Genomic DNA, 21,097 nt, shown 5'->3' with positions numbered 1-21,097 from the left:
GCTACTTGTCCATGAATCCGCTATTGAGTGTATCCAGAGGATTTGAAGAGAAAGGTGTCTCTTCAGCCTCACCATCGATGATCAAACCCTCACCCTGCAGGTCGTACCGCACCCCATCAGGCAGGTTGTAGCGGTGCTCGGTATCGGGCGTGACCAGTGCTTCCCCGGCCTTCTCCTTCTCTTCCCAGCCGAGGCGGTAGTGTTTGCCCAATTCACCTTTAGCCAGGTGCATGGGGAATACTTTGATTGCCGCTTCCTCCAGGATGCAGGCCCGCTCACACAGTCCACAGCCGGTGCAGGCATCGGAGTGGACGACAGGGATGAACAGGGCATGTTTCCCTGAGCGGGTGTTATGCTGCATGTCCAGGGTGATGGCCCGGTTACGGATCGGGCAGACGTTGAAACAGACTTCACAGCGCAGTCCGTGGAAGGCGATGCAGTTTTCCTGGTCGATCAGGACTGCCAGCCCCATGCGGGACTCTTCAATATCCTTCAAGTCATGATCGAGGGCATTGGTGGGGCAGGCAACCACACAGGGAATATCCTCACACATTTCGCAAGGTCCGGTGCGGGCGATGAAATAGGGCGTGCCGGTGGCAACTTCATCTCCCACTTCACCCAGAAACAGAATATCGTAGGGACAGTCACGCACACACAGGCCGCAGCGAATGCAGGCGCCGAGAAAATCCTCCTCCGGCAGGGCGCCGGGGGGACGGATATAGTTGGCTGGCATGGTGGAGGCCCGCTTTGAATAGGCACCCAACCCCAGTCCGACCAATCCCACCCCACAGGCGGTCTTGAGCATATTGCCCAGGAACTGTCTGCGGTTGAGCTCGTTTTTGTCCTTGCTGTCTGACATCTCTAATAAAAAAACGCTTTCAGTTTACTTGCTTTCAGCAGTGGCAACGCCACAGCCGATGAGGGCAGCGGGGGGTGCGGCCATGCCGCACCCCTCTGCTGATTTCAGCCCATCAGGCCCGGCTGATCTTCACACCACACTTTTTGTAATCCGTCTCTTTCGAGAGCGGATCGGTCTGGTCGAGGGTCAGCTTGTTGACCAGGCGTCCCGCATCGAACCAGGGTACGAACACCAGTCCCTCGGGACATTTGTTTCTACCTTTGGTGTCGACCTTGCAGACGATTTCGCCGCGACGGGAGGTGAGCTTGGCCAGTGCACCATTACGCAGACGCCTTTTCTTGGCATCTTTCGGATGCATGTAGACCACCGCATCCGGAACAGCACGATAGAGCTCGGGTACCCGGCGGGTCATGGAGCCAGAGTGCCAGTGCTCAAGTACACGTCCGGTGCAGAGCCACAGATCGTACTCTTTGTCCGGCGGCTCGGCGGCGGGCTCATAGGGGGCGGTAATGATGTTGGCTCTGCCATCGGGCTTGCCATAGAATTTAACCCCTTCACCCTTGGCTACATGGGGGTCGTAGCCTTCGCGGAAGCGCCACAGGGTCTCCTTGCCATCGATCACCGGCCAACGCAGGCCACGCACCTTGTGGTAGGCGTCGAAGTCGGCCATTTCGTGGCCCTTCTTCGGGATCCCCTCCGCAGAGTTGAACAGGCGATACTCTTCGAACAGCCCTTTCTGCACATAGAAACCGAAGTCTTTGGACTCGTCGTTTTCATACTTGTTGCCCCGGCTGTCAGTGACCTGCTCTACCGGGAACTTATCCACCTGGCCGTTGGCATAGAGCACATCGAACAGAGTCTTGTCGGCGTACTCAGGCATCTTGGCGATCAGATCTTCGGGCCAGACATCTTTCACTTTGACGTACTTGGCGAACTCCATGACCTGCCATACATCGGATTTCGCTTCGCCGGGTGCAGCGACCTGCTGGCGCCAGAACTGGGTACGCCGCTCAGCGTTGCCATAGGCACCCTCCTTTTCGATCCACATCGCGGTGGGCAGGATCAGATCCGCTGCCTGGGCCGATACGGTTGGATAGGGGTCGGATACAGTGATGAAGTTGTCCGGATTGCGCCAACCGGGATAACTCTCGTCATTCATGTTGGCGGCGGCCTGCATGTTGTTGTTACACATGACCCAGAAGGTATTCATCTTGCCGTCGTTGAGTGCCCGATGCATGGCGACCGCATGGATCAGTGTCTTGCCCATGGGTTTGCCACTGATATCGGTCTGGTCAGCGCCATCGGTTTTACCATTGGCCCGGGGAATGGTTCCGGCAGGCAGCTTCCAGGTCTTCTCCGCGAACTTACAGTGGGCATCCTTCTTGGTCACCAGGTCTGCGGGCAACCTGTGAGTAAAGGTACCAACCTCGCGGGCGGTGCCGCAGGCGGATGGCTGACCGGTGAGGGAGAAGGGACTGTTGCCCGGCTCGGCGATCTTACCCATCAGCAGATGGACGTTGTAGCAGAGGCCGTTGACCCAGACGCCGCGGGTGTGCTGGTTGAAGCCCATGGTCCAGTAAGAGGAGACCTTCTTATTCGGATCCGCATAGGCCTTGGCCAGTTTCAGCAGCTGATCCTTCGGAACCTTGGAGAGTTTTGAGGTGTACTCCAGGGTGTAGGGCTCAACCGATTTGGCATACTCTTCGAAACTGATCTTGGAGAGCTTGCCCTTATTGCGATTTTTCGCCGCCTTCTCGCGTGGATCACTGGCACGCAGACCATAACCGATATCGGTTGGCGTCTTGGTGAAATTGACGTGCTTGTCGATAAACTCCTTGTTATAAGCCTTGTTCTGAATGATGTAGTTGGCAATGTAGTTGAGGATCGCCAGATCGGTCTGGGGCTCAAAGATCATGCCGTTATCAGCCAGCTCGTAGCAGCGATGCTCGAAGGTTGAGAGTACATGGACTTCACAACCGGGTTTGGTCAGACGGGTATCGGTGAGGCGGGACCAGAGAATCGGATGCATCTCCGCCATGTTGGCGCCCCAGAGCACGAATACATCGGCGTGTTCCAGATCGTCATAGCAGCCCATCGGCTCATCGATACCGAAAGCGCGCATGAAAGCGCCCACGGCAGAAGCCATACAGTGGCGTGCATTGGGTTCCAGACTGTTGGAGCGGAATCCTGCCTTCAGCAGTTTCTGTGCGGCATAGCCTTCCCATACGGTCCACTGACCTGAGCCGAACATGCCCACACCCTTGGGCCCTTTGGCCTTACGTGCGGCAACCCATTTATCAGCCATGGTCTGGAAAGCCTCTTCCCAGCTGACGGCCTCAAACTTGCCGTTTTTGTCATATTTGCCGTTGGTCTTTCTCAGCAACGGTTTGGTCAGACGATCCTCTCCGTAGAGGATCTTCGGCAGAAAGTAACCCTTGATACAGTTCAGGCCCTTGTTGACCGGTGCATCCGGATCGCCCTGACTGGCGACGACCTTACCGTCTTTGACTCCCATCAAAACACTGCAACCGGTACCGCAGTAGCGGCAGGCCGCTTTGTCCCAACGGATGCCATCATCTGCATCGGCAGCAACGGCGCTGGACACAGGAAGGGTGACGCCGGCCACGGATGCGGCGGCTGCTACAGCATTGCTTTTTATAAAATCTCTTCTAGTTAATTTCACGGTTCATTTCCTCCATCGACTCTTCACCGCCATAGTGATAAATCAAAGTTGTGCTCACCACGCCATCCACATTGCGCAGTTCATTCATAGTGTCTGAAACCGGTGACATGGATTCACCCTCGTCTTCCACGGTAACAATCAGTTTGTCCTCTATCATTCCACCGTGGACTTCCACACCTTGGTATTGCGTTAGACGTTTGGAGACCTGTGGGCCATGGTCGGGTTTCGTATAGACAATCAGGCTGCATATATTCATGTATGGCTTATTCCTCGCATTGGTCTGTCAGGCCGCTTGGGTCTGTGTGCCTGGCAAAATGGAAATGGAATGACTGGGGCAAACTGAAATACAGGCTCCACAGCTATTACACTTTTGCTGATCAACCTGTGGCAGGGAACGCCCCCTGGTAGCAAGCTTGAAGCAGATGGCAGCCTCTTCGCAGATATCGCCACAGCTTCTGCAGACCACGCCGTTTTGCGACAGGCAGCTCTTTTCGATACTCAGTTCGAGGTGCCAGGGTGCCATGTTCGGATCGCTGTCAAAGCCCAGAGCCTGGTGTTTGCAGGCCTTTACGCAATCGCCGCAAAATGTGCACTGGGCGACAGAGAAATCGATTTTTGGAAAACCGGCAGAACCCAGCGTAATGATCTTCTGGGGGCAGGCTCCAATGCAGTCGTTGCAGCGTTCGCAAAGTTCAGTAAAGCTGCTTTCAGATTGCGACCAGGGTGGTCGTATCTCGCTTTGTCGACCGCGCAAGTCACCACGTAAAAACTGTGATCTGTCGATGTTTCTTGACAACAGTCGCGACCTCGGTTGATAGAGTTCAGTCGAATTTGATTGGCCTTTATGAGGCGCAATGTTTTTGCTTCTGAAAGTGTTTCACCAGGCCCTTAATACTGCTTTGATTCGGATCAAGAAACAATACGAAATCTTAAGAAAAAAATAATAAAAAACAGTAACTTACCAATATATTGGTAGGAATGAATACCTCAATGTGAGTAGCCGCTAATTCGTTATGGGTAATAACTGGCGGTAGGGATGGAATATCGATTGCGGGGATCGCGTTTGATTTGAACAAGCCCTGGAGAGAGGTTCAGCTGGAAGGTTTTTTTCCCTGGTTGAGGGCCCAAACGGCCGCCTCGGTTCTGGAGTGGAGATTGAGCTTTTTCAGCAGATGTTTGACATGCACTTTGACAGTGCCTTCTGAGATGGCAAGGTTGGTAGCGATCTGTTTATTGCTCAGTCCCTGGGCAATGTGCTGAAGAATCTCCTTTTCCCTTGAGGTGAGATCCGGCATGGTGGATTGAGTATCCAGTCTATCGTCCTCACGCAGCGCTTTTGCCAGCAGTTGGGTCAAATGGTCGCTGATGACCACGGTGCCCTCAACCGCCTTGCGGATCGATTTGAGAATATCTTCCGGCTCCATATCCTTCAACAGATAGCCATCTGCGCCATTTTTCAGTGCCGCGAGCACATCCTCTTCATTATCTGAGACAGTGAGCATCAGAATACGGGAATCGAGTTGAAAGCTCTTGATCGCCTTCAGGGTTTCAAGGCCGTTGGTGCCCTTCATATTGATGTCGAGCAGTATCAGGTCCGGATTGAACTCCCGCGCCAGCACCAGGCCGTCCTCGCCGTTGGCCGCTTCACCGATCAGTTCAAGACTTGGATCCATATCGATCAGATCGGAGACACCTTTTCTGAAAAGTGGGTGATCGTCAATTGCCAGCAGGGTGTAGTGTTGTTCAGGCATCTTTCAATTGCTCGGTAAAAAGGCGTTGTGATTCCCGGTTTGAGATATCAGCAATCGTGAAAACAAGATTGATCTGTGTTCCGCCTATCGGTGACTCATTGATGCGTAGTTCGCCACCCAAATGTTCCGCCCGCTCTTTCATGATCGGCAGTCCATAGTGTTGCATCATATCACCTTCACCATCTATGCCAATGCCGTTGTCCTCGATGTTGACTGTCACCAGACCCTGATGGTCGCAATCCATACTCACTCTTGCTTCGGTGGCATTCGCATGGCGTATCACGTTGGAGAGCGCTTCTCGAATGATTTGAATGATATGTATCTCGGCATTTGGTGTAAATTGGCAGTTACCCAGGGTATTGATGAATTCAATCGGAATACCGGAGCGATTGGTAAACTCATCCACGGTCTGATTGATCAGTCTGCCGAGATTGGCATCGGTAACCCTGAGTCGGAAGGTGGTGAGCAGCTCTCTCAGCTGTCGATAGGCGCCATTCAGTGCCGACCTCAATACGGAACTGATCTGCAGTACATCCTCTTTCGGCAGGTCATCATTCAGGGCTTTTTCGAGGCGCGCCACCTGAATCTTCAGATAGGAGAGTGATTGGGCGATCGAATCGTGCAGTTCTCTGGCTATGACGCTGCGTTCTTCCATCAGGGACATTTTACGGTTTTGGATATCCTGCTGAGTGACCGAGATCGCCAGGCCGATGTGACTGGCAACGGTTTCCAGCAGGCGTGCCTGCCAATCCTCGAGCTCCTGTGATGTCTGCAGTTCGACCATCAGAATACCGTAGTACTGGGCTTTATCCCGAATCGGGGTTGAAAAGATGTTGATCCGCTTTCCGGTGGTTGGATCACAGGTCTGAAATCTGTGGGTTTCCCCATCCCCAAGACACATCGCGCATTGGCCATCCTTGTGGTCGTTGAGCAGGATATCCTGATTCCTGGTCGAGGCGTACCGATAGGCCTGGTGGTCTCCGGGCTGACCCAGGCAGATCGTCCCGTTGCTGACTCCGAGCAGGGCTTCGATATCGTGAATCACGGCAATCAGAACCTGCTCGTTGAGGGATGAATCACTCAATCGTTTGGTTGTCGAGTAGAGCAGTTCGAGGGTGCGATTACTCTGTTCCAGATCCTGGGTTTTCTCTTCCACGCGGTCTTCCAGATCTGAATAGATCACAGACAGGTTGTCTGCCATCAGATTGAAAGCATGGCTTAGCTGACCCAGTTCATCTTCGCTTAAAAAGCGGCTTCTTACTGAAAAATCACCGTGACGCACCGCCTTGGCACAGGCGAGTAGATTGCGCAGGGGATTCAGAACGGAAATTTTTGTCAGGTAGAGACTTACCAGGGCAACCAGAAAAGTGAAGCTCAGCAGTATGATCTGGATCAGACGGAGCTGCTCGTTTTTCTGTTCCGCTTCAATCTCCAAGGCTTCAACGAAACTGTGTATGTCATCCACGAAACCGTCTACCAGCGAGAGATAGGTCTGTCGACTGATCTCGATTTTTTTAGTCACCCGGGCCGTGGAATCCAATGTTTCAGTCATCATCAGGTAGTTGTTGAGATTGGGTAACATCAGCCGTCGCCACTGACTCTCAACGCGATGGTAGGTGTTGTTGACCTCATCTCCCGCACCTTTGGCCAGGACATCGTGAATACGCGGGCTGTGAATACGCTGATTGTACTCATCCACCAGCAGTCTGGACCTGTTGTCTGGGCGATTGCCGTTTGGATTGCCGTGTACCAGACTGCTGGCAATGCGGTATGACTGCATGCGTAAGGTGCCAGCCTGATTGATTGCGGCCGCATAGCCTTCAGCTGTCTCTGCAATAATCATCGAACTGATCATCCCGGAGAGCGCCAGGATGAACAGTATGGTGATGACAGTTCCAAAGCGGAGTAGCAATGAGTGTTTCACTTCATGGTCTCCTACCGGGCGAATTCATAGCCTTCCCGGTCACAATATCTATCGTTCGATAGGGTAATTCTAAACGCTGATTGAAAATGTGTTGGAAGCAGGGTATCAGAGTTTGATGGTCTGCGAATTGATCTGGAATTGGTGTCGGGTCTATGGACTATTGAATAGTCAGCTTCAATGGTTGCATCTCTTTATACATGATGATCAGAGGCTTCTGAGTGGAAAATGTAAGGATGCGGGTCTTGGATGGATAGATCAGGTGATTGCACAGAAACATGTGCATCTCATCCCCGTTCAGCAGAAACTCTTTGAACTTCTGGATGTTGTGCAGATCGATCTGATCCTGCAGGGAGAAGTCGAAGCTGTTGAAGGCAACCGATTGGTCGCTTAGTAAAAGCTCTGGAATCGACTGGTGGCCGAGTAGTTCATGCTGTGCACGTTTAAGCAGATTGGTCGAGAGAATCAATCCCATCCGCTGCTCACCAAACAGCCAGCTGATATCCCGCACATCATCGTAATCCGCTGTATGTTCACCAAACGCCAGGCACCAGCCTTTGTAGTAAGCATTATAGCGTTTGATGACTCGAGTATCTGACATGTGCCGTTGCGGTGCTCTGCAATAAAACTAAAACTCTCACAATAGAGTCTACCATGACCGGCTGATTTCTATGCTGCGAGATTCTACGATACAGGAGATTCTTCGATACAGGAGATTGTAAGATACTTGTTAATTGAGACGCCGCAATACTACTTTAATTCTTGTGCGGCAACAAATCCGGCCTTGATTTGATTGTTGTTTAATTTTTCATCAGGAGAGGCTGGCCTGACTTGGTGACAATTTGCTGCAACCTTCGATTATCCAGGTTGTGGAACGTCCCTGCACAGGGAAAGTGTTTGCCAGCTCCAATCTTTGGATGATCAAAAGAGAGAACGCAGTGAGCCGTCCTGCAGCCTGTTTGGTAGCTTGCTGTAGGACGGCCGTTGCGCTGAATAAGATGCCGGTAAATGGAATCGCCGTTTTAGAAAACCAGGTTCATCACCAACATCATGACCGTCAGGAAGAGTACGGTCATGATACCGCCGGCACGCATAAAATCCGCGACCCGATAACCCGCCGGACCCATGATCAGGGCATTCACCTGATGGGTGGGAATGAGAAATGAGTTGGAGGTCGCAATTGCCACGGTAAGTGCAAAAACAGCCGGATTGGCGCCGGCGCCGATGGCGATGTTAACCGCCAGGGGAACCAGCAGTACGGTCGCTCCCACATTGGACATTACCAGGGTGAAGAAAGTAGCCAGGATGGCGACGGCGAGCTGTATCACCCAGATCGGCATATCCCCAACCACAAACAGCACCTGCTCAGCGATCCATTTTGCGGTTCCCGTGGTTTCCACCGCCAGACCCAGCGGAATCAACGAGGCGAGGAGGAAAACGGTTTTCCAGCTGACCGCCTCGTAGGCCTCTTCGATATTGAGTACCCCGGAGAGCACCATGCCCATGGCGCCGGTCAGCAGGGCGACGGAGAGACGGATGTCGGTAAACAGAACCATCGACAGGGCAATACCGAAAAACAGCATCGCCCATCCGATCTTGTGCGGACGCAACTCTTCATGGGGATATTCCGTGGTTACCACGACAAAGTTCTTATCTTTTTCGATTCTTGGCAGTACATCCCAGGGGGTGTGGACCACCAGGGTGTCACCTGCCATGAAAGGCATGTTGCGGATATCCTCGCCTTCCCGCATGGTTTCGCCATTGCGGTGCAGACCGATCATCGCCAAACCGTAGGTTTTACGCATCCAGACATCCCGGGCGCTTTTACCGATCAGCGAGGAGCTGGGAGGAATGACTACCTCGGCGATACCGGCCTTGTTGGCAGAGAGATCACCGGAGAAAGTACGCAGCGTGTCGCGCTTCTTCAGATTGAAGGTAGAGACAAAGTTGTTCAGAGATTCCGGATCGGCAACCACACCCAGTACCATGCCCGACTGGATCGCTACATCACGGGCCAGGGCGCCCGGGCCGATCCGATTGGCTTCGCCGGAGATCTTGGTGGCAATGATCCGCACCCGGTAGAGGGTCTCCACTTCATCGAGTTCTTTACCGATCAGACTGCTCTCATCGGTGACCACCATTTCGGAGAGATGGTAGGAGAGTCCATAGACATCCTGAAAGTACTGCATTGGGTCAGTACCGCTGGTACTGCTTTCACTCTTGGTTTTAGGCAGCACAAAACGACCGGCGATGACGAAATAGAGGATCCCGGTGAGGATCAGGGCGACGCCGATCGGGGTCACGGAGAAGAGTCCCCAGGTCTCCATCTGTTGGGATTCAGGCAGCGCCTTGTTGGAAGTCAGAATCAGATCATTCAACAGAATCAGCGGACTGGAGCCAACCATGGTCATGGTGCCGCCCAAGATGGCGGTGAAACCCATCGGCATCAGCAGGCGAGACATGGGCAGTCCCGAGCGGGCGGAGATCCGGGAGACTACCGGCAGAAACAGGGCGGCCGCACCGACGTTCTGCATGAACGAAGAGATAAATCCGACGGTGGCGGAGATGATCGGAATGATGCGACTCTCGGTGGTGCCGCCGATCTTCAGAATGAAAGCGGCGACGCTGCCCATGATACCGGTCTTGTCCAGTCCGGCGCCGATGATCATGACTGCGATGATCGAGATCACGGCATTGGAGGAGAAACCGTCGAACAGGTGCTGATTGTTCACCAGTCCCTGCTCAAGCCCCATAAAGGGTGCCAGAAGACTGGTCAGGCCGAGCACTACCATGATACTGGCGGCTGCCACATCCACGGCGACAACTTCAAACGCAAACAGGTAGATGGTAAGCAGCAGAATTACACTGACCCAGGCGATCTCGATGGTCGGCACCAGGTTTGTCAGCACCAGGGCGATCACCAGGAAGATGCCTCCGGCAACCAGCTGTTTGATCGATAGGCGGTTCCTTTCCGGGGTCAGTTGCAGGGTATTCGGCAACGCGTTCACTTGATAATACTCCATGAGATTGGTCGTTTGTCAGCCGGCTGAAATAGCGATACAACAGACAGCCTGTTGCCGTTCTGTTGGTTCGGTTCATTCCTGATTGGAAATTTTACTGCAAAGACAAAGAAGTCCCGGGGCAGGTCTATTCGCTATACCAGCCAGCGAAAGTGGGGGCATATTGCCTTTTTCGAGCAATCTATACAAATAAATAAAAATGTTTTAATATTCCAATATGGAATATATAAGCCTGCCTGACATGAATAGCCTGGCTACCCTGAAAGAGGTGGTTGAGCGGGGTGGTGTCTCACCGGCCGCTCAAGTCCTGCATGTGGGGCAACCTGCGGTGACCAAGCGGCTGCGCAGTTTGGATACCTGCTATGGGGTGGCCCTGATGCATCGTGAAGGGAGACGCCTGGAGCTGACCCCGGCAGGTGAAAAAGTCTATGAGTATGCCTGTCTGGTACTCGATCACCAGTTCAGTCTGCTGGATGATCTCAACTCCCTCTCCAGCGGGCAGAACCGCTTGCGTCTTGAAGTGAACTTTGCCATCGGTGAGCATATGCTGCCCGATCTTTTGCTCAGGTTCGCCGAACTCTATCCCCAATACAACATCGAGAGTCGCATGGGCTATTCGCGACGGATTCAGCGACGCCTGGCAACCGGATTGTCCGATCTTGCGCTGCTGGAACAGGCTCCGGATCATCCTGACATCCTGGTACAGAAGTGGCTTGACGATGAGTTGGTACTGGTCTGCGGCCCTGACCATCCCCTCTGGGATTGTGGATTGCTGCCGGTGACCGATCTGGAAAAACTTCACTATGTGCTCAGGGAGGCTCGCTCTTCAATGCGTCTGACCCTGGATAAGGCGCTCAAGGATATTGGAGTCGGTAGTCTTCCGGTGACCATGGAGGTGGGTTCCACCGATACAATCGTTGAGATGCTGCAACACGGTCGGCATGTCAGTTTCCTGCCAAGATTCACCGTTGATGACGGGTTGCGGAACGGCTCGCTCTACCACATCAAGATCCAGGGTCTGAGGATCAAGCGGACACTGTGGATTGCCCGTACAAGATCCAATCTGAACAACGATGTGGCTGAAGCGTTCATCTCTCTGTTGCGCGGAAGTTAAACCATCGTTCAAGGCGACAGAATTCTCTGCCCATATTTCCGCTGAATTTGAAGTGCGGGTCATGGCCTGTTGATCGCCACACTTCTCGATTGAGCCTGATGACTGCTTCTCGGGATTGGCTCGTTGGTCGCTCTGATCCGTTTTCCCTATGCGTGACATTTTGTCATTTCGATATGCATTGTTGTCATTATTTGTCGTTATTTTCCCCGCTATTTGGTGCTTGCGATTCTCGCTCTGAAAATAGTTGTAGAAAAAATATTTCCCAACTACTCTAGGAAAAAACAAGCAGTTAAATACACAGAAAAATAAGATTTCAAAACTACTGTGTATGTACTTTTTTTCATGTCAATCCATATTCGGCTGCGGGGATATTTGTGCCCGTCCAGTCAATATTATCTTCGCTAAAAAGCAATCGGTGATGCCGGCTGTTTTTGTATCAATTTGAGACTCAACCTGAAATGCTGTGCCTGTCCAAAGCGGGTATGCCATGAAGGAAGGAGAATAAAAGCATGCAGAGATCCCTGCTTATTGACGCGGATAAGTGCACAGGATGTGTTCAATGTGAAATGGCCTGTTCCTATGAGAATGAGGGAATCTTCAATCCCTCGAAATCGAGGATACGGGTCTTTACCTTTCATCATGAAGGTCGTTTTGTGCCTTACACCTGTACACAGTGTGCTGAAGCCTGGTGTATGCAGGCCTGCCCGGTCGATGCTATTTCACTGGATGTGAATAGCGGTGCAAAAGTGGTCAGCGACTCATTGTGTGTTGGCTGCAAGGTCTGCACCATCGCCTGTCCTTTCGGTACGGTCAACTACAACACCGGTACCGGCAAGGTAACCAAGTGCGATCTGTGTGGTGGTGATCCGGCCTGTGCCAAGGCCTGCCCGACAGGGGCCATCACCTATGTGGATTCGGATCAGACCGGATTTGAAAAAATGCGCCAATGGGCAGGTAAAACTGACGCTGGCTCGACAGCTACAGCGTAATCGGAGGGTACTCAATATGTCTTGGTCTGGAAAATTACTTCGGGTAAACCTCACAAACGGCACTTGCACTTCGGAAGCGTTGAACATGGAATGGGCGCAGGAGTATCTGGGCCAGCGCGGCCTGGCAAGCAAATATCTTGTTGAAGAGATCGATCCACAAGTCGATCCACTGAGTCCTGAAAACAAGATGATCATGACCACCGGTCCGCTGACCGGCACCATGGCGGCCACCGGAGGAAGATACTCTGTGGTCACCAAAGGTCCTTTGACCAACTGCATCGCCTGTTCCAACTCCGGTGGATTCATCGGTGCTGAGATGCATAATGCCGGCTGGGATATGATCATCTTCGAGGGCCGCTCAGCCAATCCTGTCTATCTCTATCTGCTCAACGACAAGGCGGAGCTGCGTTCTGCCGACGAGATCTGGGGCAAGAGCGTCTGGGAGACCGACGAATGGCTGCATGCAAAGCATCAAGACCCGATGTTGCGTATTGCTGCGGTAGGTCGTTCTGCTGAAGAGGGCTGTCTCTATGCGGCGATTGTGAACGATCTGCATCGCGCTGCCGGTCGTTCCGGTGTGGGTACCGTGATGGCATCGAAAAACCTCAAAGCGGTTGCCATACGCGGCACCCTCGGGGTTGGTAATATCAAAGATCCTGCGAAGTTCATGCAGGCGGTCAGTGCCGGTAAGCAGGTGCTTGCAGACAATGCTGTCACCGGGCAGGGTTTACCGACCTACGGTACCCAGGTACTGATGAATGTGATCAATGAGATTGGTGCTCTGCCTACCCGTAACATGAAAGAAGTTCAGTTCGAAGGGGCGCAGAATGTTTCCGGTGAGGCGATGCACGAGAATCGACCCACTGACGGCAAACCCAATCTCACCACAAACGCGGGCTGCTTCGGTTGTACCATTGCCTGCGGTCGAATCTCCACCATCGACAAGGGCCATTTCTCGGTTGAGAACAAGCCTCAGTACTGGGGCAATTCCGGTGGTCTCGAGTATGAAGCCGCCTGGGCGCTGGGTCCGGATACCGGTGTCGATGATCTGGATGCACTGACCTATGTGAACTTCATCTGTAATGAGGATGGTTTCGATCCCATCTCATTCGGCTCCACGGTAGCGGCAGCGATGGAGCTCTATAAAATCGGCGCCATCAGCACCGCGGAGACCGGTGGCCATGAGCTCAAGTTCGGCTCCGCTGAGAGTCTGGTCTGGGCGGTTGAGGTACTGGTCAGCGGTGAAGGCTTTGGCAAGGATCTCGGGCTGGGATCAAAACGGCTTTGTGAAAAGTATGGTCATCCCGAACTCTCCATGACCGTCAAGGGTCAGGAGTTCCCGGCATACGATCCACGGGGTATCCAGGGTATGGGATTGGCTTACGCCACCTCCAATCGCGGGGCCTGTCATCTGCGGGGTTACACCGTTGCCTCAGAGGTGCTGGGTATCCCTGAGAAGACCGATCCATTGGCAACCGAGGGTAAGGCCGGTCTGGTGAAGGCCTTTCAGGATGCCACGGCGGCAGTCGACTCCAGCGGTCTCTGTCTGTTTACCACCTTTGCCTGGTCCCTGGAGGATATCGCACCTCAGGTGGATGGCGCCTGTGAGGGTGAGTGGACCGCCGAGCGGATGGCAGAGCTGGGTGAGCGGGTCTGGAACATGGAGCGGGAGTTCAATCTGAAGGCGGGATTGACCGCTGCAGACGACACTCTGCCGAAACGCCTGCTCAAGGAAGCGGCGAATGTAGGACCTGCCCAGGGTCGGGTCAACGACCTGGATCAGATGCTGCCCGAGTACTATGAGCTACGCGGTTGGAGCACTGATGGGGTGCCGACAGACGAGACTCGAAAACGTCTCGGTCTGGGTTAATCAATCGCTGAAGATTGCTCATGGTCGTGCCCCCACTCCAAGGGGGCACGGTTTTAGGAGGTTAGTGAATGCATTATGTTGTCATCGGCGCGGGTCCGGCTGGCGTTACCGCCTGCGATACCCTGCGTGAAGAAGATTCCCAATGCCGTATTACGCTGATCGGTGGCGAACCGGAGCCACCCTATTCGCGGATGGCGATCCCCTATCTGATGGTTGAGAAGATCGAAGAGCATGGTACCTATCTGAGGCAGAACGACAGTCACTATGCTGAACGCCAGATCGAGTTGGTCGATGGACCGGTGAGCCGGGTTGATCCACAGAATAGACGGATTGTGCTGGAGAACGGCTCTGATTTGGAATATGACCGTTTGCTGATTGCCACGGGAGCAACCCCATTGAAGCCGCCGATACCGGGTATCGATCTGCCCGGGGTGCACAACTGCTGGACCATGGCGGATACCCGGGCAATTGTGGAGCGGGCCAAGCCTGGTAGCTCCGTGGTGCTGATTGGCGCCGGTTTCATCGGTTGCATCATCCTGGAAGCCCTGGTGATGCGGCAGGTCAAACTGACTGTAGTGGAAAAGGCGCCGCGGATGGTGGCGAGAATGATGGACCAAGTGGCCAGTGAGCTGCTGCAGGGCTGGTGTGAAAGCAAAGGGGTGGATGTGCATACCGATGCCGGGGTTACCAGCATCACTCAACAGGGTGATGGGTTACAGCTCTCCGTGGATAACGGAGAGCGCTTGAGCGCAGATCTGGTGATCACCGCGATGGGGGTACGGGCCAATACCCAGTTTCTCGAAGGCTCGGGTATTGAGATCAATGACGGTATCGTGGTCAACTCCCACTTTCAGAGCAACTTTCCGGACATCTATGCGGCCGGTGATGTGGCCCAGGGGCTGGACTTTTCCACTGGCCTGAACCAGGTGCAGGCGATTCAACCCACTTCGGTCGAGCATGGCCGGATGGCGGCGATCAACATGGTGAGTGACGCTGCCGTCGAGCATCGCGGCAGTCTGAACATGAATGTGCTCGATACCCTGGGGTTGATCTCATCCTCCTTCGGACAGTGGATGGGGGTGGATAATGGTGAACAGTCTGTGCTGCTCGATCGGGAGAACTACCGCTATCTGCGGCTTGAGTTCGATGGGGACTACCTGGTCGGTGCCAGCAGCCTGGGGCATACCCAGCATATCGGTGTGCTGCGCGGGCTGATCCGTAGCCGGGTGCCACTGGGGGAGTGGAAAGCACGTTTGATGAAGGATCCAACCCGGTTGATGGAGGCCTATCTTGGGTGTGTGGTGTCACCGTGATTCAGGTGGAATTTAAGCTGTTTGCCAGCTTGATGAGCTATCTGCCGGCAGGCGCCAAGGATCATGCGGTTCGGGTTGAAATGCCTGAAGGGTCTACGGTCTACGATCTGATGGATAAGTATCAGGTACCCAGGGAGCAGGCCCATCTGGTGGTATGCAACGGACTCTTCGTGCCGCCTTCAAAAAGAGATAACCACAGCCTCAAGGATGGCGACAGTATTGCTCTCTGGCCCCCGGTTGCGGGGGGTTGAGACGGGCGGTGGATCATCAGGAATGCCGCTTGATGGCGATCAGCCATGGTGAATTTCTGCGCAGTCTTCAGCCTATGAAGCGTGACTACCGGATAAGGGTGGAGGATCAGGGAAGACGGTTTTTGATCACCAGGGACGGTCTTGATATGGAAATTCTGCTCGCCGAGGAGCAGATCATCAGAATGGGCGCTCTGTCGATGCCCCGTACTCAAGTCGATTTTATCTTCCATGGCGCCTCACCACAGCAGGTAAGCGATTTTTTTTCCAGATTTGAGCTAAGCTTCAGGCGGGGAGGCGGATGAGTCACTGGCCTTTCAAGCGAATCCCCTCAGCCCCTAGGGAACATCCGTAGCCTGTTGCCATCAAACTCTCTGTTTGCATGCAGCGTTTCGGCTTATAAATAAAAAAGGGGATGACATTGATAAAGCGGAATTTCGCCGCTCCAGCGGTATTTCTGGTTGTCGCTTTACTGCTTGCACCGGGATTGGCCAGTGCCGCTAAACCCTTCGAACGTCTGGTGATATTTGGTGACAGCCTCTCCGATCCGGGTAACGCTTTTCATCTGACCGGTATCGCACTCAAACCTCCCTACAGCACACTGGATCAGTTTCTGGTACCGAATGCGCCCTATGCCAGGGGCGGCAACCATTTCAGTAACGGTAAGACCTGGGTGGAGTGGTTTGCCGAAAAACTCGATCTGCAGGAGAGCGCAGGACCAGCCTTCAAAGGGGAGAATGAGGATGAGTTGAAGATGACCAACTATGCGGTTGGCGGTGCCCGGGCCAGGGACTTCGGTCAGGGTGTCAATCTGGCAAGTCAGCTGGGCATGTTCCAGGCTGATGCCCAGGGTCAGGTTGCCGATCGCGCACTCTATGTGCTGGCACTTGGCGGCAACGATGTTCGGGATGCGGTGTCGGCCCTGGCACAGGATAGTAGCGGGTTACTGAGTGCGGAGATTATTGCCAATGCGCTGAGTGCCATTTCAGATGCGGTGATCGCTCTCTACAGTGGGGGGGCAACGACCCTGATGGTTGCCAATGTACCCGATATCTCCATAACGCCCGCAGTCAACAGATTGGATGCCATACTGCCCGGGGCAGCAATCAGCGCGGCAATACTCTCCGCCAAATTCAACAGTGAGTTGGCAGGCCTGCTCGATGTGCTTGAGCAGAGCTCTCCAGGCTTGAAAATCATCCGCATCGATTTTGCTGGCAGCACACGGCGGATGGTAGACGACCCCGAAGCGTTTCAAATGACCAATATGGAGGATGCCTGTGTGATGCCGGATCAGCAGCCCTCAAGCTGCAAACAACCCAATCGGTATCTGTTTTGGGATGGTATTCATCCAACCGCAAAGGCGCATCGAGTCATTGGTGGAATGGCATTTAAAAGCTATCAGTCATTCATGCGGGCATCAGAAGTGTATTGTCATCCAGGCAGAAAACAGAGGGATGTGGCCTGTCGGTCCGTGCTTTGGTTATAGTTTGACATTGTGCTGGATGTGGCACACTCTGGCGAGAGTCAGACCCTAAGAGTTGCCTCCAAATAAAGAATAACCCATGTCCATCCCACTGATCAGAAAAACCAAGATCGTCGCAACCATCGGTCCAGCCTCGGATAGTGTGAAGACCCTCGAAGCGATGATCCGCGCCGGGATGAGTGTGGCAAGATTGAATCTGTCACACGGCAGTTATCAAGAGCACAAACAGCGTATCGCACGGATCAGACAGGCATCGGAGAACCTGCGGATACCGGTAGCCATCATGATCGATACCCGTGGTGTCGAGATCCGCACCGGTCAACTTCAACAGGGTATTGTGGAGCTGCACTCCGGTGGTCACTTTTCACTCTATACAGATGAACGAATCGGTGATGAGCAAGGTGTCTCGGTAACCTATGATCGGCTCAGTAAGGAGGTAGGGCCGGGCGATGTGATCCTGCTCGATGATGGCGCGATGGAGCTGACTGTCGACAAGGTGGTGGGTGATGAGATCAGCTGTACGGTGGTGCTGGGTGGCATGTTGAAGGAGAACAAAGGGGTCAATCTGCCCAATACCCAGCTGTCGATGACCGCTGTCGAGACCGCTCAACGTGATGATATTCTGCAGGAGCTCGCTTTCGCCGCTGAGAACGAGGTGGACTACATTGCCGCTTCCTTCATTCAGCAGGCGGTGGAAATTGAACGGATGAGAGAGATCCTGGCTGAACGGGAGAGTAAGATTCCGATCATTGCCAAGATCGAGAATCGGGCCGGTATCGAGAACCTGGAATCGATTGTCAGCGCCGCTGACGGCATTATGGTTGCCCGGGGTGACATGGGTGTGGAGTTGCCGCTGGCGGATGTGCCCAGTATGCAGAAGAAGATCATCCGTATCACCGTCAGCAACGGCAAGCCGGTGATTACCGCCACTCAGATGCTCGCCTCGATGGAGCAGAATCCCAAGCCGACCCGGGCAGAAGCCAGTGATGTGGCAAATGCCATTCTGGATGGCTCTTCCGCGTTGATGCTCTCCGGTGAGACCGCCATGGGAGACTATCCGGTCGAATCGGTCAGCACCATGGAGCGACTGGCGGTGCGTACGGAGGCTTCGCTACGTGAATACGGTTATCTGCAACACATACTCCCCCATGCCTCCAATGTGGTCACCGAAGCGGTCAGCCGTTCCGCGGTCACCATGGCTGATCAGCTGCATGCGGCTGCAATCATCAGCCTCACCGAGAGTGGCTTCACCTCGCGTCTGATCTCCAAACATCGTCCGGAGTGTCCGATCCTGGCGGTAACCCACTCACCCCGGGTTACCCGGCGATTGTGTATGAACTGGGGGGTGATACCCATGCTCGATGCCGAAGAGCATAACGATGATGCGAAGGTGGACTACTGCATCGAACAGGCGAAACATCGAGGTCTGTTGACGGTTGGTGATGTGGTGATTGCAACCAGTGGTTCCACTCAGTCGACCGGTGGTACCAATCTGATCAAGGTGATGTCGGTCGACTGAAGGCAGATTCTCCTCCCTGAGAATCTGCCGATCATCTGACCGGTTAGCTTACAGGCCTTTGCAGTTGGCGTAGAAGGTTACGGTTGCCGGCCAGTCGGAGAAGATACCTTTGATACCCACATCCTGGGCCAACACATCCAGCAGTACCAGCATGTCACCATCGTTATCAGTGACATCACTGATGCTCTGGTAGTACCAGCCGCCACCACTCGCCAGCAGCCCGGAACGCTCCAGTGTCCAGGTGATCAGGTCGATGCCATGGGCTCTTGCCGCAATCGCGTATTCGGAAGGTACGATTTCACCATTTTCCGCTGTTACCAGGGCCCACATGGCAGGCGCCAGATAATTCACACCCTGTTCCGCAAGGTAGGACATCATGTCGATGGTCTGCTTGGCCTGGTCAGGATCGTTACTGCCATCCAGATAGACGGCCTGTTTGCCGAAGCGTGGCTCATGGTTGATCCAGTAGAGTACGTCGTCCAGGTTGAATGACTGGGCGAACACATGCTTGGGTTTTACCCCGGCATCCTTGTACTCATCGATCATCTGTTGAGCATAGTCCTGTTGGGTGTAGTCACCCTGATAAGGCATATCGACGCTGGGTGACTTCAGTTCCGGTGTCATCTTGGCACCAAGCTGTTTGAACAGCACGATGCTCTCCGCATGGGTCATCAGAGTACCGTTACCCATATAGAGGTCCGTACGCCAGCTTGGTGTGGCATCCAGATACTCTTCGACGGTGGTTGCCGCCCGGTTGCCCGCATCCATTTTACCCTGCAGGGTTTTGAACTCCTCCAGGGTGATGTCACTGGTGCAGCAGCGTGCCGAGGCCGGGGTGATCACCTCACCGGTGTTTGGGTCGATCTCAGCCGGGACAAAGGGCTGGGAACATTTTGCCGCCAGTGGGGTAGCCAGGATGTTGGTGGTGGTGTGCAGATCGCATTGTGAGTGACGGCAGACCAGTTCCCGGTCCTTGGTGAAGGTGACGTCACACTCGAGTATACCGGCACCCATGCGTGCCGCGGCTACATAGGACTCCTTGGTATGTTCCGGAAACTGCATCGCAGCGCCCCGGTGGCCGATGGAGAAGTCACTCTTTTTAAACTTCTTCTTTTGGCTGCACTCCTGCAGTTCCTGCTTAAGTTCACCTTCATCCATGTCGTCGACCAGGTAGAAAGGACGGGGGCCCAGTTGGGTGGTCAGACGAATCCGCTCAACCTCGCGCTCGTCATCCTCTCGATTATCTTGAATACCGGCAAAACAACCGCTCACCATAATGGTGGTTGTCGTGATGATTACCAGTGTCTGCAGCATCTTTTTCACTCGCATACTCGATTCCTCAGATTATTATGGTGCTTGATTTGGATTCCATGAATACCGGTTGCCACCATAAAAGGGCTTTATTTCCTGCTGATGCCGAAGCTGTGACACTTTCGAGAAGATAGCGGTGTTGAAATGAAGCGGGTTTGCGAAGAAGGTATTTCGCGAGGGAGGAGTGTGTGATTGATATTGGTCTGATTGATCTCCCGACACAATCGTGTGTCGGGAGACATCGGGATCAGCTCATGTTGTCGGCAACAAAATCCCAGTTGACCACCTTCCAGAAGGCTTCAAGATAGGCAGGACGGGCATTGCGATAATCGATGTAGTAGGCGTGTTCCCAGACATCGGCGGTGAGCAGTGCCTTTTTACCGGAGGTCATCGGGCATCCGGCATTGGAGGTGTTGAAGATCTCCAGACTGCCGTCTGCATTCTGTACCAGCCAGGTCCAGCCGGAACCGAAGTTGGTGGCACCGGAGGTGGCGAACTGTTTCTTGAACTCGTCGAATGAACCGAATGTGTTGTTGATGGCATCAGCCAGTGCACCACTGGGAGCGTTGTCATCGCTTGGGCTGCGCAGGCAGTTCCAGTAGAAAGTGTGGTTCCAGATCTGAGCCGCATTGTTGAATACGCCAGCGGAGGATTTCATGATGATATCTTCCAGAGAAGCGCTTTCAAATTCGGTTCCCGGTATCAGGTTGTTCAGATTGGTCACATAGGTGTTATGGTGCTTACCGTGGTGGAACTCCAGGGTCTCTTTGGAGATCACCGGCTCCAGGGCATCAATTGCATAGGGCAGGGCAGGTAGTTCATGTGCCATGAGTTAATACTCCTTTGTTGTCGTGTTATTGAATTCTTGACCCTCCCATGCGCTCAGGGAGGCGATAAAAACCTAGTAGAATGGTCAGCTATTCTATCCATGCCATGGCGGGGATGCAACTGGGTAGCTTGTGAGGGAAAATAGTAACCAGGCGACCTAGGTCCGTTAACACGAATCCAGTCCCGGC

The 21,097-nt window shown here is 53.7% G+C and carries 18 protein-coding genes; 8 read left to right on the top strand and 10 right to left on the bottom strand.

What is annotated here, in order from left to right:
* Position 1 precedes the first annotated feature (1 nt).
* From napG to A3193_RS12340, 8 genes are all read right to left on the bottom strand, one after another.
* Positions 2 to 859: a ferredoxin-type protein NapG gene (gene napG / locus A3193_RS12375; RefSeq protein ID WP_069003916.1), complete on the bottom strand. Its 858-nt coding sequence runs from the start codon at positions 857 to 859 to the stop codon at positions 2 to 4.
* 112 nt (positions 860 to 971) lie between these two features.
* Positions 972 to 3,542 carry a nitrate reductase catalytic subunit NapA gene (gene napA / locus A3193_RS12370; RefSeq protein WP_069003917.1) on the bottom strand — a complete coding sequence of 857 codons (2,571 nt, stop codon included), beginning with the start codon at positions 3,540 to 3,542 and terminating at the stop codon, positions 972 to 974.
* Positions 3,529 to 3,798 carry a chaperone NapD gene (locus A3193_RS12365; protein ID WP_068990464.1) on the bottom strand — a complete coding sequence of 90 codons (270 nt, stop codon included), beginning with the start codon at positions 3,796 to 3,798 and terminating at the stop codon, positions 3,529 to 3,531. The genes napA and A3193_RS12365 overlap by 14 nt, the downstream gene beginning before the upstream one ends.
* Before the next feature lie 27 nt (positions 3,799 to 3,825).
* On the bottom strand, positions 3,826 to 4,296 hold the full coding sequence (gene napF, locus A3193_RS21095) for a ferredoxin-type protein NapF (RefSeq protein WP_235615038.1): 471 nt from the start codon (positions 4,294 to 4,296) through the stop codon (positions 3,826 to 3,828).
* A gap of 337 nt (positions 4,297 to 4,633) precedes the next feature.
* The gene (narL, locus tag A3193_RS12355; RefSeq protein WP_069003919.1) at positions 4,634 to 5,293 is read right to left on the bottom strand and encodes a two-component system response regulator NarL; all 660 of its coding nucleotides are present in this window, start codon (positions 5,291 to 5,293) and stop codon (positions 4,634 to 4,636) included.
* Entirely contained in the window at positions 5,286 to 7,217 is a 1,932-nt protein-coding gene (locus tag A3193_RS12350; RefSeq protein WP_069003920.1) for a type IV pili methyl-accepting chemotaxis transducer N-terminal domain-containing protein, read from the bottom strand. The genes narL and A3193_RS12350 overlap by 8 nt, the downstream gene beginning before the upstream one ends.
* Positions 7,218 to 7,374: 157 nt before the next feature.
* On the bottom strand, positions 7,375 to 7,815 hold the full coding sequence (locus tag A3193_RS12345; RefSeq protein WP_069003921.1) for a hypothetical protein: 441 nt from the start codon (positions 7,813 to 7,815) through the stop codon (positions 7,375 to 7,377).
* 421 nt (positions 7,816 to 8,236) lie between these two features.
* On the bottom strand, positions 8,237 to 10,222 hold the full coding sequence (locus tag A3193_RS12340; RefSeq protein ID WP_069004154.1) for an SLC13 family permease: 1,986 nt from the start codon (positions 10,220 to 10,222) through the stop codon (positions 8,237 to 8,239).
* 253 nt (positions 10,223 to 10,475) lie between these two features.
* Here A3193_RS12340 and A3193_RS12335 point away from each other — a divergent pair, with 253 nt between their 5' ends.
* The 8 genes from A3193_RS12335 (at position 10,476) to pyk (ending at position 18,770) form a co-directional block, all read left to right on the top strand.
* The gene (locus tag A3193_RS12335; protein ID WP_069003922.1) at positions 10,476 to 11,348 is read left to right on the top strand and encodes a LysR family transcriptional regulator; all 873 of its coding nucleotides are present in this window, start codon (positions 10,476 to 10,478) and stop codon (positions 11,346 to 11,348) included.
* A gap of 509 nt (positions 11,349 to 11,857) precedes the next feature.
* Positions 11,858 to 12,337, top strand: a complete 480-nt coding sequence (locus tag A3193_RS12330; RefSeq protein ID WP_069003923.1) for a 4Fe-4S dicluster domain-containing protein — start codon at positions 11,858 to 11,860, stop codon at positions 12,335 to 12,337.
* Between the two features lie 16 nt (positions 12,338 to 12,353).
* Positions 12,354 to 14,207: an aldehyde ferredoxin oxidoreductase family protein gene (locus A3193_RS12325; RefSeq protein ID WP_069003924.1), complete on the top strand. Its 1,854-nt coding sequence runs from the start codon at positions 12,354 to 12,356 to the stop codon at positions 14,205 to 14,207.
* A 68-nt stretch (positions 14,208 to 14,275) separates the two neighbouring features.
* Complete coding sequence (locus tag A3193_RS12320) at positions 14,276 to 15,520, top strand: NAD(P)/FAD-dependent oxidoreductase (RefSeq protein ID WP_069014988.1); 1,245 nt, start codon at positions 14,276 to 14,278, stop codon at positions 15,518 to 15,520.
* Positions 15,502 to 15,771 (top strand): MoaD/ThiS family protein, encoded by a 270-nt coding sequence (locus A3193_RS12315; protein WP_235614991.1) that lies wholly within the window; start codon positions 15,502 to 15,504, stop codon positions 15,769 to 15,771. Before A3193_RS12320 ends, A3193_RS12315 begins: the two co-directional genes overlap by 19 nt.
* 32 nt (positions 15,772 to 15,803) lie before the next feature.
* Positions 15,804 to 16,073: a hypothetical protein gene (locus A3193_RS12310; protein ID WP_069003926.1), complete on the top strand. Its 270-nt coding sequence runs from the start codon at positions 15,804 to 15,806 to the stop codon at positions 16,071 to 16,073.
* 116 nt (positions 16,074 to 16,189) lie between these two features.
* Positions 16,190 to 17,254: an SGNH/GDSL hydrolase family protein gene (locus A3193_RS12305; RefSeq protein ID WP_162272438.1), complete on the top strand. Its 1,065-nt coding sequence runs from the start codon at positions 16,190 to 16,192 to the stop codon at positions 17,252 to 17,254.
* Between the two features lie 76 nt (positions 17,255 to 17,330).
* A complete protein-coding gene (gene pyk, locus A3193_RS12300) occupies positions 17,331 to 18,770 on the top strand; it encodes a pyruvate kinase (RefSeq protein WP_083218746.1) in 1,440 nt (479 codons plus the stop codon).
* Positions 18,771 to 18,818: 48 nt separating this feature from the next.
* Here pyk and A3193_RS12295 read toward each other — a convergent pair whose 3' ends face one another.
* Positions 18,819 to 20,099 carry a glycerophosphodiester phosphodiesterase family protein gene (locus A3193_RS12295; protein ID WP_069014987.1) on the bottom strand — a complete coding sequence of 427 codons (1,281 nt, stop codon included), beginning with the start codon at positions 20,097 to 20,099 and terminating at the stop codon, positions 18,819 to 18,821.
* A gap of 229 nt (positions 20,100 to 20,328) precedes the next feature.
* The gene (locus A3193_RS12290) at positions 20,329 to 20,910 is read right to left on the bottom strand and encodes a superoxide dismutase (RefSeq protein WP_069003929.1); all 582 of its coding nucleotides are present in this window, start codon (positions 20,908 to 20,910) and stop codon (positions 20,329 to 20,331) included.
* Positions 20,911 to 21,097 lie beyond the last annotated feature (187 nt).

This window comes from Candidatus Thiodiazotropha endoloripes (genome assembly GCF_001708965.1).
In the GTDB taxonomy this organism is placed as follows: domain Bacteria; phylum Pseudomonadota; class Gammaproteobacteria; order Chromatiales; family Chromatiaceae; genus Thiodiazotropha; species Thiodiazotropha endoloripes.
The sequence above is the reverse complement of the archived record's forward strand: the minus strand, read 5'-3'. Positions and strand labels throughout refer to the sequence as shown.